Origin of the sequence: Azospirillum sp. Sh1 (genome assembly GCF_008365135.1) — a bacterium.
Classification (GTDB): domain Bacteria; phylum Pseudomonadota; class Alphaproteobacteria; order Azospirillales; family Azospirillaceae; genus Azospirillum; species Azospirillum oryzae.
On the sequence record NZ_VTTK01000001.1, the window covers coordinates 38,827 to 52,274 of the forward strand.

The 13,448-nt window shown below is 69.7% G+C and carries 9 protein-coding genes; 6 read left to right on the forward strand and 3 right to left on the reverse strand.

What is annotated here, in order from left to right:
- Positions 1-72: 72 nt before the first annotated feature.
- A complete protein-coding gene (locus FZ029_RS00185) occupies positions 73-1,137 on the reverse strand; it encodes a lytic transglycosylase domain-containing protein (protein WP_247892073.1) in 1,065 nt (354 codons plus the stop codon).
- Between the two features lie 384 nt (positions 1,138-1,521).
- Between FZ029_RS00185 and FZ029_RS00190 the strand changes: the two genes are divergently transcribed.
- Together FZ029_RS00190 and FZ029_RS00195 are read left to right on the forward strand one after the other, a co-directional pair.
- Complete coding sequence (locus tag FZ029_RS00190; RefSeq protein ID WP_149267544.1) at positions 1,522-2,739, forward strand: efflux RND transporter periplasmic adaptor subunit; 1,218 nt, start codon at positions 1,522-1,524, stop codon at positions 2,737-2,739.
- A 15-nt stretch (positions 2,740-2,754) separates the two neighbouring features.
- Positions 2,755-5,883, forward strand: a complete 3,129-nt coding sequence (locus tag FZ029_RS00195; protein WP_149267545.1) for an efflux RND transporter permease subunit — start codon at positions 2,755-2,757, stop codon at positions 5,881-5,883.
- 3 nt (positions 5,884-5,886) lie between these two features.
- Here FZ029_RS00195 and FZ029_RS00200 read toward each other — a convergent pair whose 3' ends face one another.
- Positions 5,887-6,984, reverse strand: coding sequence for a patatin-like phospholipase family protein (locus FZ029_RS00200; protein ID WP_149267546.1), 1,098 nt, complete (start codon positions 6,982-6,984; stop codon positions 5,887-5,889).
- Positions 6,985-7,143: 159 nt separating this feature from the next.
- Between FZ029_RS00200 and FZ029_RS00205 the strand changes: the two genes are divergently transcribed.
- From FZ029_RS00205 to FZ029_RS00220, 4 genes are all read left to right on the forward strand, one after another.
- Positions 7,144-7,953, forward strand: coding sequence for an RNA methyltransferase (locus tag FZ029_RS00205; RefSeq protein WP_149267547.1), 810 nt, complete (start codon positions 7,144-7,146; stop codon positions 7,951-7,953).
- Complete coding sequence (locus tag FZ029_RS00210; protein ID WP_149267548.1) at positions 7,950-10,151, forward strand: helicase-related protein; 2,202 nt, start codon at positions 7,950-7,952, stop codon at positions 10,149-10,151. The genes FZ029_RS00205 and FZ029_RS00210 overlap by 4 nt, the downstream gene beginning before the upstream one ends.
- A 243-nt stretch (positions 10,152-10,394) precedes the next feature.
- Positions 10,395-11,684, forward strand: a complete 1,290-nt coding sequence (locus tag FZ029_RS00215) for an Nramp family divalent metal transporter (protein WP_149267549.1) — start codon at positions 10,395-10,397, stop codon at positions 11,682-11,684.
- Between the two features lie 76 nt (positions 11,685-11,760).
- On the forward strand, positions 11,761-11,973 hold the full coding sequence (locus tag FZ029_RS00220) for a SlyX family protein (protein WP_085089623.1): 213 nt from the start codon (positions 11,761-11,763) through the stop codon (positions 11,971-11,973).
- Between the two features lie 79 nt (positions 11,974-12,052).
- Here the strand turns inward: FZ029_RS00220 and der are convergent, their stop codons facing one another.
- The gene (gene der / locus FZ029_RS00225) at positions 12,053-13,447 is read right to left on the reverse strand and encodes a ribosome biogenesis GTPase Der (RefSeq protein WP_109149973.1); all 1,395 of its coding nucleotides are present in this window, start codon (positions 13,445-13,447) and stop codon (positions 12,053-12,055) included.
- Between the last annotated feature and the right edge of the window lies 1 nt (position 13,448).

A 13,448-nucleotide genomic window follows, 5' to 3' on the forward strand; every position in this document is an offset into this window, starting at 1 on the left:
CAGCTCACGCTGAGAGGACGGCGGCCGGCCGAGTTCTCCCGCAATGGGGAAAAGCGGCCGGCCCCTGTCTTCTTACCGTGCGTCGGCCAAGGCGACGCAGGCGCGGTCGCGACCGGCGAGACTGCCGCAGCCGTCGGCGCGCTGGGAGACGAAGCGCATCACCACGCGCTCTCCCTTGCCGACCGACTGCGGGGGAAGCAGCGCTTCGGCGACCTGGGTGGTGAATTGCGGGCTGACCCGATGCGTGGTCGGCGGCGCCGAGTCGAGACTGGCGACTTGGACCGGCTTGGCGGCGGGGGGCACGGGTGCGGGCAGCGATGCCACCGCCACGGGTGCCGGGGCCGGGGCCGGCTCGGCGATTTTCGGCTCGGCCGGGCGCGGTTCCATACGGCGCGGCTCGACCGCACGGGATTCGGTGGGGCGGGATTCGGGGGCGGCGGAGGCCACCACGACCGGCGCCGGCTCGGACCGCTGCGGCGGAGCGGTCGGATTGCCGCCTTGCGGCTTCGGCGCGTCGTTCGGCACGACCGCCACCTCGATGGCCGAGGCACCGGCGGCCTGCGACGGCTCGCGCGGCGCCGCGCCGCGCAGCACCGGGGTCAGCGCCGCCAGATACATCTTCGTCTCGCGCGGCAACCGCTGCTTGCCGGCCAGATGCTGGGCATAGCAGGCCGGGCCGCAGTTGTAGGCCGCCAGGAAGCCGGGGGCGCCAAACAGGTCGTACATCTCGCGCAGATACGCGGTGCCGGCCATGATGTTGTCGCGCGGGTTCGACGGGTCGGGACCGAGACCGTACTGCGTCCGCATCAGCTCATAGGTGCCGGGCATCACCTGCATCAGTCCGATCGCCCCGGCGGAACTGGTCAGCACCTTGCCGCTGTTGGTGGTCGCACGGCCATTGCTCTCCCGCATCATCACCGCGCGGATCCATTTCTCCGGCATGTCGTATTTCTGGGAAGCCTCGCGGATCAGCGGGACCCAGCGCGACAGCGGATCGTTCGGGTCCGGGACATAAGCGGCTTCGACCGGCGGGGCCGTCTGCACCTGCGGCGCTTCGGAGGCGCAGCCGGCCAGACCGAGGGCGAGGCACAGCATTGCACCGGCGGCGTTGATCGTCGCGAGGTTTCGTATGACCACGAGTGAATTTCCGTGCTGTTGGCGCGGGCGGGGCAAGAGTTGGATCGCTTTTCAATGTATAGGCCACGCCTGTCAAGCGACATCACGGCCGTTTATCGAATCCTGTCCCGAAGATGCCTCAAAGTTGCCCGATTTATCCCTTGTAACGAAGTCGACAATTAGGATTTTTGGCAAATGCTGGTATGCCAATCTTCGCTGCCCATCTGGATAGGACCATCCCGTGCTCCCATCCTGTCATAAGGCGCGACAATGAGAACCTTGACGGAACATCCACGCCACCCCTAATGGAGGGCACCGGCCACGACCTCAACCGACGCCGCCCCGATCGCATGCCTTGATCGTGCCTCTTGTTGGCCCTGGGCCGGCCGAACTGGATCGACCATCATGACCGCCCCGCAACGGACCTTCACACCGGCTCCCCAGCCTTTGCAGCCCCAGCGGCATCTGCCGCAGGGCGATGCCCCGCCCCCGCCCCGTCCGCGGCGGCGGTTCGGCCGGCTGCTGCTGGTCCTTCTGGTGCTGCTCGTCGCCGGCGGCGGCGTTGCCCTGTGGCGTGCCCGCAGCAGCGCGGCACCGCCCGCCGCTCCGCCCGTACCGGCGGCGGAACGGCCGGTGGAACTGACGGCGTTGGAAGTGACGGCGGTCGCACCGCGCGCGCTGACGGAAACCGTGCGCCTCAGCGGCTCCGTCTCCCCCATGGAGCAGTCGGCGGTGAAGGCGGAAGTGGCCGCGAGGCTGGCCGAGGTGCTGGTGCGCGAGGGGCAGGCGGTCCGCCGCGGCGAGGTGCTGGCCCGCTTCGACACGGTCGAGCTTACGGCACGCCTGAACGAGAAGCAGGCCAATCTGGAGGGCGCCCGCGCCCAAATGGTGCTGGCCGAAAAGACATTGGCCAAGAACCGCACGTTGAACCGCAGCAACATCGTTTCCGACACCAGCCTGGATCAGGCCGAAAGCAGCTTCGGTTTCCAGCGCGCCCAGGTCGATGCGCTGGCCGCCCAGGTGGAACTGGCGCGCAAGGCCCTGCGCGACGCCGTGGTCGTCAGCCCCATCGACGGCATGGTCGCCACCCGCTCCGTCAATCCGGGGGAGAATCTGGCGGTGAACGCCGCCATGTTCACCATCGTCGACCTGTCGCGGGTGGAGGTCGAGGCGACCGTCCCGGCGGAGCAGGTGGCGCGGCTCGCCGTCGGCCAGACCGCGGCCCTGCGGGTGGAAGGCTTCGGCGAGCGCGAGTTCGCCGGCCGCGTCGCCCGCATCAATCCGATGGCGCGGGCGGGATCGCGCGCCATTCCCGTCTATGTGACGATCGACAACAAGGACGGCGCGCTGCGCGGCGGCATGTTCGCCAGCGGCGAGGTCCTGGTGGCGCAGGCATCGGGCGCCATCGCGGTGCCGACGGTCGCCGTCCGCCATGACGAGCAGGGCGACTTCGTCCTGGTCGTCGCCGACGGCCACACCCTGCGCCGGCCGGTCACGCGGGTGGCGTCATGGGCGCGTGGCGATCTGGTGCAGGTGGAGGGGCTGGCGCCGACCGACCGCGTCGTCACCGGCAACCTGCCCGGCCTGACCGCCGGCCGCCCCGTCAAGATTGCCGGCACCTGACCCGGACCCGCCCCCATGCCGATCACCCGCATCAGCGTCGACAACCCCGTCTTCGCCACCATGATGATGGTGGCGCTGATGGTGCTCGGCCTCTTTTCCTACAACCGGCTGGGCGTCGACCTGTTTCCCGACGTCGATTTCCCGGTGGTGGTGGTCAGCACCAGCTATCCCGGCGCCAGCCCGGAGACGGTGGAGACCGACATCACCCGCCCGGTCGAGGATGCGATCAACACCATCGCCGGCATCAAGACGCTGACCTCGCGCTCGTACGAGGGGCAGTCGGTGGTGATCGCGGAGTTCGACCTGAAGACCTCCTCGGTCCAGGCGTTGCAGGACGTGCGCGAAAAGGTCTCGGCCATCCGCGCCACCTTCCGGGACGAGGTGAAGGACCCGCAGATCACCCGCTTCAACCCGGATGACCAGCCGATCCTGTCCATCGCCGTCACCTCCGACCTGCGGTCCTTGCGCGACCTCACCACGCTGACCGACCAGATCATCCTGAAACGGCTGCAGAATGTCCGCGGCGTCGGCAAGGCCACCATCGCCGGCGGGGTGAAGCGCCAGATCCTGGTCCGCCTGAAGCCGGAAAAGCTGGAGGCGCTGAACGTCGGCGTCGACGAGGTGATCGCCACCGTCACAGGCGAGAATCAGGACGTCCCCGCCGGCACCGTCACCGGCCAGGGGCGGGAGCGCGTGGTGCAGGTGGAGGGGCGCGTGCGCAACCCGCGCGACCTGCTAGACCTGATCGTCGCCCGCCGCGGCAACAGCCCGGTGCGGCTGGGTCAGGTCGCCGAGGTGATCGACGGCCAGGAGGAGCAGGACTCCGCAGCATTGCTGAACGGCAACCCGGCGCTGGCCGTCGATGTGGTCAAGGTCCAGGGCGCCAACACGGTGGAGGTCGCGCGCGGCCTGCAGGCGGCGATCGAGGATTTGCGGACCAACGGCTCCCTGCCGCCCGACGTGACGCTGGCGGTGGTGCGCGACAGCTCCCGCGGCATCACCAACTCGCTCAGCAACGTGCAGAAGACACTGGTCGAGGGTGGCATCCTGACCATCCTGATCGTCATGGTCTTCCTTGGGTCCTGGCGCAGCACGGTCATCACCGCCCTGACCCTGCCGGTCGCCGTGCTCGGCACCTTCGGCATGCTGGCGGCGATGGGCTTCACGCTGAACATGATGACGCTGATGGCGCTGTCGCTCGCCATCGGCATCCTGATCGACGACGCCATCGTGGTGCGCGAGAACATCATGCGCCACCTCGCGCGCGGCCAGGGCCATCGGCAGGCCGCGCTAGACGGCACGGCGGAGATCGGGCTGGCGGTGCTGGCGACCACGCTGACCATCGTCGCGGTGTTCCTGCCGGTCGCCTTCATGGGTGGCATCATCGGCCGCTTCTTCCTGCAATTCGGCATCACCGTCTCGGCGGCGGTGCTGATCTCGCTGTTCGTGTCCTTCACGCTCGACCCCATGCTGTCCAGCGTCTGGTACGATCCGGCGGCCCACGGCAAGCACGGCCGCTCCATCTTCGGCCGTTTCGCGGCGGCATTCGAACGCGGCTTCACCGCCGTCTCGCACGGCTATGGCCGGCTGCTGCGCTGGGGCCTGCGGCGGCGCTGGGTGGTGATGATCGCGGCGCTGGCGATCTTCTTCGGCAGCTTCCTGCTGGTGCCGCGCATCGGCGTGGAGTTCGTGCCCGCCGCCGACCTGGGCGAACAGATCGTCGAGGTGGAAACCCCCGTCGGCTCCTCGCTCGCCGCGACCACCGCCAAGACCAAACAGGTCGAGGCCGCGATCCGCGAGTTCCCGGAAATCGCCTACACCTACAGCACCGTCAACACCGGCGTGTCGATCGGCCACAACCGCGGCAGCATCTATCTGCGCTACGTCCCCATCGACCAACGCAAGCGCTCGCCGAACGACCTCGCCCCGCTTTTGCGCCAACGGCTGTCGGCGATCCCCGGCGTCACCATGGGCATCGCCATTCCCGGCGTCGGCGGCGTGCAGAAGCAGATCCAGGTGTCGGTGCAGGGCCGCGACATCGCCGAGTTGGACCGGCTGTCGCAGAAGGTCGTCGGCGCCATGCGCGCGATCCCCGGCTTCGTCGATGTCGACAGCACGCTGAAGGCGGCCAAGCCGACGCTGGCCGTGCGGCTGGAGCGCGACCTTGCCAGCGACCTCGGCATCAGCACCACCATGGTGGCCGACACGCTGCGCCCGCTGTTCGCCGGCGACACGGTGTCGAGCTGGAAGGCGCCCGACGGCGAGAGCTACGACGTTCTGGTCCGCCTGCCGGAGGCCGCCCGCGCCGGCCGCGCCGACCTCGACCGCATCTATCTGTCGGGCGGCGTGGACGCCAACGGCACGCCGCGCATGATCCCGCTGTCCCAGGTGGCGGCGGTGACGACGACGCTCGGCGCCTCGCAGATCAACCGCCGCGATCTGCAGCGCGAGGTGAATGTCCAGGCCAACGTCCAGGGCCGCGCCGCCGGCGATGCCGGGCGCGAATTGCAGGCGGCGCTCGCCAAGATCGAGTTGCCGCCCGGCTACCGCATCGTCTTCGGCGGCTCGACCAAGGACATCGCGGAGACCAGCGGCTACGCGGCACAGGCGCTGGCGCTCGCCGTCATCCTGATCTACCTGATCCTGGCCTCGCAGTTCGGCAGCTTCCTGCAGCCGCTCGCCATCATGGCCTCGCTGCCGCTGTCGCTGGTCGGCGTGTTCCTGGGCCTGCTGGTGGCGGGATCGACGCTGAACATCTTCAGCGCCATCGGCTTCATCATGCTGATGGGTCTGGTGACCAAGAACGCCATCCTGCTGGTCGATTTCGCCAATCAGGCACGCAAGCGCGGCGCCAGCCTGCACGACGCGCTGGTGGAGGCCGGCATCATCCGCCTGCGTCCCATCGTGATGACGACCGCAGCGATGATCTTCGGCATGATCCCGCTGGCGCTCGGCATCGGCGAGGGCGCGCAGCAGCGGGCGCCGATGGCCCATGCGGTGATCGGCGGCCTCCTGTCCTCCACCATCCTGACGCTGCTGGTGGTGCCGGTGGCGCTGACCTATCTGGACGGGCTGTCGCGCCGGATGAAGCGCTGGTTCGCCCACACCGACCCCGACGCCCAGCAGCAGCACCCGGCGGAGTGAGGGTCACGCCAGGGCCGGCGACCGGGCGGAGCCTTCCATGCCGACACGGCCCAGATTCTCCGCCACCCACCGCCCCGCCGCCTCGCGCCCGGCGTCGCGCAGCCAGTTCAGGAAGCTCCAGTCGGTCATCAGCTTCGAATAGAGCCCCAGGTCCTGCAGATGCTCGTCGGCGCCGATCAGGTGCAGGCGGGGGGCGTCGCCGCACGCGGACAGGCATCGCATCTCCTGCAGCAGGGCGGCGTTGAAGGTGATCTGGTTCAACCGGGCAGCAATACCGGCGGGGTCCTCCGGCGTGGTGGCGCAGGTGAAGGGGTTGATCGCCACCACCATCAGATCGGCGCCGGGACAGGCCTCCGCCAGCGGCGAAAGCGGCGGGTTGGCGAGATAGCCGCCGTCCCAGTAATCCTGTCCGTCGATCCGCACGGCGCGGAACAGGTTCGGCAGGCAGGCCGAGGCGAGCAGATGGTCGACATCGACCTCCGTCTCGTCGAAAAGCCTCAGGGCTCCGGTCCGCACATTGGTGGCGCTGACGAACAGCCGAAGACCGCTCCGCCGGATCAGTTCCGGCTCCACCATCTCGGCCAGCAGGCCACGCAAGGGGTGGAAATCCGCGGACTGCGTCTGATAGGGGGTGATCCAGCGCTTTGCCCAATCCACCAGATGCGATCCGGGCGCGTGGTCGACGTTCCAGCGGCCGAGCAGACGGCCGGTCACGCTCGGCCGGATCGGCCCCAGCCGCCCGGCGGCGCTCACCCGCTCCCAGAAATTCGCCAGTTCGGCCCGGGCCCCGTCACGACCGCCCCTTGCCCAGCCCTGCACGAGCATCGTCGCGTTCATCGCCCCGGCACTGGCGCCGCTGACGCCCACCAGCCGGATGTCCTCCTCCAGCAGCCTGTCGAGCACACCCCAGGTGAAGGCGCCATGCGCCCCACCGCCCTGCAACGCCAGCGCCAGCGTCGGCTTGGGCCGCGGCAGGGCCAGCATCGGCCCCGGTCCCGACAGTTCCAGCGGTTCCGCCGGCAGGGGTTCCGCCGGCAAAGCGCGAGGTGCGGGCATCCCCTTGCCGCGCATGCGGTCCCACAACTTTCGGATCATGGTCATGGCCGGCACGCCTCCAACTTTCTTTTGCTGCATCGCAACATGAGCGGGGGCTTGTGCATCGGCAAGGGGCTATACCCATGGAAGCATGCGGGCAACGGCATTGGAAACCCGCCCCCACATGCACTAAGTAGGCGCACACTCCAGATACCGAGCCGTCCCTTGCCCACCATCATCCCGATCACCGACCCCGAGGACCCGCGCATCGAGCCTTACCGCGACGTGCGGGAGCGCGATCTCGTCGGCCGCGACGGGCTATTCATCGCCGAAGGGGCTGTGGTGGTGCGAAGCCTCGTCCAATCCACCCGCTACCGCGCCCGCTCTCTGCTGATCGCCGACAAGCGGGTGACGGCGCTGGAGCCGATGTTGGCTGCGCTGCCTGCGGACACCCCCGTCTACACCGCCACGCAGGCCGTGCTCGACCGCATCGCCGGCTTTCCCCTGCATCGCGGCATCCTGGCGGTGGGGGAAAAGACCGCCGTACCCACCGCGGCGGACCTGCTGGATGCCTGCGGCCCGGTCGCCCGGATCGTCATGCTGTTCGGCATCGGCAACCACGACAACATGGGCGGCATCTTCCGCAATGCCGCCGCCTTCGGCGCCGATGCGGTGATCCTAGATCCCGGCTGTTGCGATCCGCTCTACCGCAAGGCGATCCGTGTGTCGGTGGGGGCGACCCTGCTGGTGCCGACGGCCAAGCTCGCCGCCGGCGAGGACCCGCTCGCCCTGCTCGACCGGTTCGGGTTCGAGGCGGTGGCGCTCAGCCCCGCCGGTGCCGAGACGCTGGCCGCCCTGACCCCGCCCCGCCGCGCCGCCCTGCTGTTCGGGTCGGAGGGGCCGGGCTTGCCCCCTGCCCTGCTCGCCCGCGCCCGCAGCGTCCGCATCCCGATGGCCGGCGGCTTCGACTCCCTCAACGTGGCGACCACCAGCGGCATCGTGCTGCACCACATCGCCTCCGGACAGGCTGCATGACTGACGACACCACCACACCCGCCGCCGATCCGCATCTGGTCCACGACCTCGCCGTCGCCCATCCGGAGGTGACGACGCTGGGGGCGGCCGGCGTGCTGCGGATGCATGACGCCGAGGCGCGCGGGCTGGTGCCGCTCGGCCTGCCGCTGCCGAAGGGCAAGCGCGACCTGCTGGTCCCGGCGGAGCGGCGCGAGGCCATCCTGCTGGAGATCACCGGCCGTATCGACCGGGCCCACCGCCGCGACGCACTGCTGGCCCAGGGCCGCCGCGCGCTGGCCGGAACCCACACCGTGTTGCTGTCCTGCGAGGACCGCACCCGCGTCCGCGCCATCCGCGCCGACGACCTTCCCTGGCCCGGCCTGTCACCGGCAATCCGCCTGCAAGTCTCCCGGACCTTCGACGCGCTGGAACTGTCGGACCTGTCCGATGCCGAACTGTCGGCCCGGCTCGACCATGACCCGGCCCTGCGCGCCGCCCTGGACGACGCCCTGTCCCGCGTCGCCACCAGGTTGCGCGATCTGGCGGAGCGGGCTGGAGACGGCCCCGACTGGGGCTTCGCCAGCCTCGCCGAGCGGTTGGGCAAGGCCGCCCGCAACCGCACCGACGCCGACGAACTTCTCGACCGCTGGGACCGTGAATACGACCAGTGGCGCCGTGACCGGGCGGAAGCGCGCGGCCGGCTATATGTCGACCGCCATTTCGACTTCTCCCGCTTCGAACGGCTGTTTCCGGTGGCGCGCGGCATGAACCGCCGGCTGGTCCTGGTGATCGGCCCGACCAACTCCGGCAAGACCCACCGGGCCATCACCGCGCTCCGCGAGGCGCGCGACGGCGTCTATCTCGCCCCCCTTCGCCTGCTGGCGCTGGAGGTGATGGAGCGGCTGAACGCCGAAGGCACGCCCACCACCCTGATCACGGGGGAGGAGGAGATCCGCACCCCCGGCGCCCGCCACACCGCCTCCACCATCGAGGTGATGGACCCCGACCGCCCGGTCGAGGTCGCGGTGATCGACGAGATCCAGATGCTGGCCGACCCGGCGCGCGGCTGGGCCTGGACCGCCGCGCTGATGGGCGTGCCGGCCGAGACCGTCTATATCCTCGGCGCGCCCGAAGTCCGCCCGCTGGTGGAGCGCGCCGCCGCCCATCTCGGCGAGGCGCTGGAGGTGGTGGAACTCGACCGCAAGACCCCGCTGTCGATGCTCGACCGCCGACTCGACTGGGCGGAGGTGGAGCGCGGCGACGCCCTGATCGCCTTCTCCCGCCGCGAGGTCCACAGCGTCCGCGACACGCTGTTGGCCCAGGGCCTGTCGGTCGCCGCCATCTACGGCGCGCTGGCCCCGGCGGTGCGGCGGCGTGAGGCGGCGCGTTTCCTGGCCGGCGAGGCCGACGTGGTGGTGGCGACCGACGCAATCGGCATGGGCCTGAACCTGCCCTGCCGCCGCGTGCTGTTCACCGCGCTGGAGAAGTTCGACGGCAGCAGCGTCCGCCCGCTGACCGCGACGGAGGTGAAGCAGATCGCCGGCCGCGCCGGCCGCTTCGGCCAGTTCGAGGAGGGGCATTTCGGCGTCATCGCCCGCGGCACCCCCGCCGCGCTGAAGCGCCTGCTGGAGGCGCCAGACCGCCGACTGCGCGCCGACGCCCCCCTGCCCGTCCGCCCGACCCGCGCCATGCTGGCCCGCCTCGCCAGCCACATCGACAGCGACGAGACGCGGCTGCTGGTGGAGTGCTTCGGCGGCGCCGCCACCACCGGCTCCCCTTTCCGGCTGGCCGACCTGTCGGGGCTGCGCCGTGCAGCCCCGATGCTGGACGCCCGGCGGCTGGCGCTGGCCGCCAAGCTCGATCTGCTGCTCGCCCCCGCCGATCTGGAGGAGCCGGAGGACGCCAAGGTCTTCGCCGCCATTCTCGACGCGGTCGAGGCTGGGGAGACCCTGCCGCTCGGCCGGTTGATCCCGGCGCGGCTCGACGGTCTGGCCGCCGATGTGCTGGAAGCGGCATCGCGCGCCTGCGACCTCTATTTCTGGGCCTCGCGCAAGTTCCCGGATGCGCTGCCCGATAGGGAGCGTGTGCGCAGCGCCCGCGACGTCATCGGCCAGCGCCTGTCCGAAGCGCTGGCTTCCCGCGCCCGCCGCCGTGAACCGCCGCCGGCCGCCGGTTTCCGCGGTGCCCCGCGCAAGCGCTTCGGCCCCCGTCGACGATAAACGCCGCCGCTAAACATCCCGGATGGTTCCCGGCGAAATTCATTCGCATGGCGCTGCTGCACTGCGAATGAAGTGACCACCCCACTGTTCTGAACTGGACCTGCCTTGGCAGAGCGCCCAAATCGATAGGAAACACCTATCTCGATGTTAGAATCCATCGATTGGACGCTATCGAAATATCTTGCCATGTTGCATCGGCAGCCAAGCCTGTGGCCGCCATCGGACCGTTCAGGAGCAACCGGCGTGAAGACCGCATCCACCACCATCGCCGATACCGTCCACACCGCCGCCCCGGCGGGCGGGCGCCGCTTCTGGACCATGCTCGGCCCCGGCTTCGTGGTGGCGGTCGGCTACATGGACCCCGGCAACTGGGCGACGGACATCGCGGCAGGGTCCAGTTTCGGCTTCGCGCTGCTGTCGGCGGTGCTGATCGCCAGCCTGGCCGGCATTTTCCTGCAGGGGCTGATCGTCCGGCTGACGCTGGCGACCGGCACCGATCTGGCACGGCTGATCCGCCAGCGCTTCCCGCGCCCGGTGGCGATGCTGGTGTGGGCGGTGTCGGAACTGGCGATGATCGCCACCGATCTGGCCGAGTTGCTGGGCAGCGCCATCGCGCTGAAGCTGCTGTTCGGCATCCCGATCATGGCCGGCGTGGTGATCTCGGCCGTGCTGACCTTCGGGATCCTGGCCCTGCCCGGCGCCCGTGGCCGCGCCCCGGAACTGGTCGTCGGCGCACTGATGAGCGTGGTGGTGGTCTGCTTCGCCTGGGAGCTGGTGATCGCCCGCCCAGACCCCGCCGCCTTGCTCGCCGGCCTGATGCCCAGCGTCGAGTTGGCCCGCGATCCGCAGATGCTCTACCTGTCGCTGGGCATCATCGGTGCCACCGTCATGCCGCACAACCTGTTCCTGCATTCCGGTCTGGTGCGCTCCCGGCTGGCCGGGGTAAAGACGGCGGAGGAGCGCCGGCAGGCCGCCCGCTGGCTGACCATCGACCTGTCGTCCGCGCTGGCCCTGGCCGGTCTGGTCAACGGTTCCATCCTGGCGGTGGCCGCCGTAGCCTTTCAGGGGGCCGGAGCCGGCAGCGCCCCCGGCATCGAGGACGCGCACGCCCTGCTGGGCAGCAGCATCGGCGGCGTCGCCGCGCTGGTCTTCGCCATCGCCCTGCTGGCCGCGGGCCAAAGCTCCACCACCACCGGCACCATGGCCGGGCAGATGGTGACGGAAGGCTTCCTGAATCTGCGGCTGCGCCCGATCACCCGCGCGCTGATCACCCGCGGCGCCTCGTTGATCCCGGCGCTGGCGTTTCTGGGCAGTGCCGGCGACGGCGCGGTGGACGGGTTGCTGGTGCTGAGTCAGGTGGTGCTGGCGCTCACCCTGCCCGTCATCCTGATCCCGATGCTGTTGCTGCTGCGCAACGACAAGCTGATGGGCGGGCTGGCGATGGCGCCGCTGACCCTGCGGCTGGCCAGCCTGACCGTGCTGGTGCTGACCGGCCTGTCCGGCTGGCTGGCCGGCACCACCGCGATGGTGTGAGCGGAAAGGCATCTCGACCCGGAGCGGGGAATGGTCCATCTTGCGGCCCGTTTTCCCTTACCCTGACCGGTGCCTAATGGATCCCGCTCTCGAACAACGCCTCGCCGATCTGGAAAGCCGCCTCGCCCATCACGAGCGCATGGCGGAGGAAATGTCCGAGGTCATCTTCGCCCAAGGCCAGACCATCGACCGCCTGACCGCTCAGCTGAAGCGCATGCGCGATCGGGTGGAGGCGGCGGAGTATGCCATCGCTTCCCCGCAGGACGACCGGCCGCCGCCGCATTATTGAGTCGGGTTGGCTCTGTGGCGGCGTTTGCCCCACTCACATTCTTCCCTCTCCCCGCCTGTGGAGAGAGGGACTCTCCGGATCAATCCTCGGCGTAGGGGTTCTTGCCCTTGCGCAGCAGCAGGCGCACCGGCACGCCGGGCATGTCGAAGCTGTCGCGCAAGTGGGTGGTCAGGTAGCGCTGGTAGCTCTCCGGCAGATCCAGCGGCTTGTTGACGAACAGCGCGAAGGTCGGCGGGCGGGTCTTCACCTGGGTGACGTAGCGGATCTTGACCCGGCGACCCTCGACCAGGGGCGGCGGGTGGTGCTCCAGGACGCCTTCGATCCAGCGGTTCAGCTGCGCCGTCGGGATGCGGCGGTTCCAGACATTGTAGGTCTCCAGCACACCGTCCAGCAGCGTGTCGAGCTTGTGGCCCTTCAGTGCCGAGATGGTGACGACCTTCACGCCCTTGATGTAGCCGAGCGAGGCCTGCAGCTTGTCCTCGACCTGACGCAGCGCCATGGCGCGGTCATCGACCGTGTCCCACTTGTTGACGGCGATCACCAGGGCGCGGCCCTCCGAGATCACCAGGCGCGCGATGGTCAGGTCCTGCTTGTCGAGGATGGCGGCGGCATCGACCACCAGCACCACGACATTGGCCATGCGGATGACGCGCAGGCTGTCGGCGACCGCCAGCTTCTCCACCTTCTCGTCCACACGGGCGCGGCGGCGCATGCCGGCGGTGTCGACCAGCTTGAAGCGGCGGTCGCGCCATTCCCAGTCGACGGAGATGGCGTCGCGGGTCATGCCGGCCTCGGGGCCGGTCAGCACGCGCTCCTCACCGAGCAGGCTGTTCAGCAGGGTCGATTTGCCGACATTCGGACGGCCGACGATGGCGATCTGGATCGGCTTGCTGCGGTCCTCTTCCGGCTCCGGCTGGTCGCCGACCGGAATGGAGGGATCGAAGCCGTCGTCCTTCTCCTCGACCTCGCCGGTGTCTTCCGGCGGGGCGTAGGGCAGCAGCGCCTCGACCAGATCGGCCATGCCCTCGCCATGCTCGGCGGACAGCGGGATCGGATCGCCCAAGCCCAGCTCGTAGGATTCGAACATGCCGGGCTGGCTGGCCTTGCCTTCGGTCTTGTTGGCAACCAGCAGGACCGGGGTCTTGCTCCGGCGCAGCAGGTTGGCGAAATGGCGGTCCAGCGGCGTGATGCCGGCGCGGGCGTCGATGATGAACAGCGCCACGTCGGCGCGCTCCAGCGCCTGCTCGGTCTGGCGGCGCATCCGCGCCTCCAGGCTGTCGTCGGTCACGTCCTCCAGGCCGGCGGTATCGACCACCGTGAAGGACAGGCCGCCGACATGGGCCGGGGCCGAGCGCCAGTCACGGGTGACGCCCGGCGTATCGTCCACCAGGGCCAGCTTCTTGCCGGCCAGACGGTTGAAGAGAGTCGATTTGCCGACATTCGGCCGACCGACGAGGACCACGGTGAACGACATG

Coding starts and splice junctions, on each gene's coding strand:
- FZ029_RS00200 (WP_149267546.1), bottom strand. CDS start 6,984: ATGACCATGATCCGAAAGTTGTGGGACCGCATGCGCGGCAAGGGGATG.
- der (WP_109149973.1), bottom strand. CDS start 13,447: ATGTCGTTCACCGTGGTCCTCGTCGGTCGGCCGAATGTCGGCAAATCG.
- FZ029_RS00220 (WP_085089623.1), top strand. CDS start 11,761: ATGGATCCCGCTCTCGAACAACGCCTCGCCGATCTGGAAAGCCGCCTC.
- FZ029_RS00195 (WP_149267545.1), top strand. CDS start 2,755: ATGCCGATCACCCGCATCAGCGTCGACAACCCCGTCTTCGCCACCATG.
- FZ029_RS00210 (WP_149267548.1), top strand. CDS start 7,950: ATGACTGACGACACCACCACACCCGCCGCCGATCCGCATCTGGTCCAC.
- FZ029_RS00190 (WP_149267544.1), top strand. CDS start 1,522: ATGACCGCCCCGCAACGGACCTTCACACCGGCTCCCCAGCCTTTGCAG.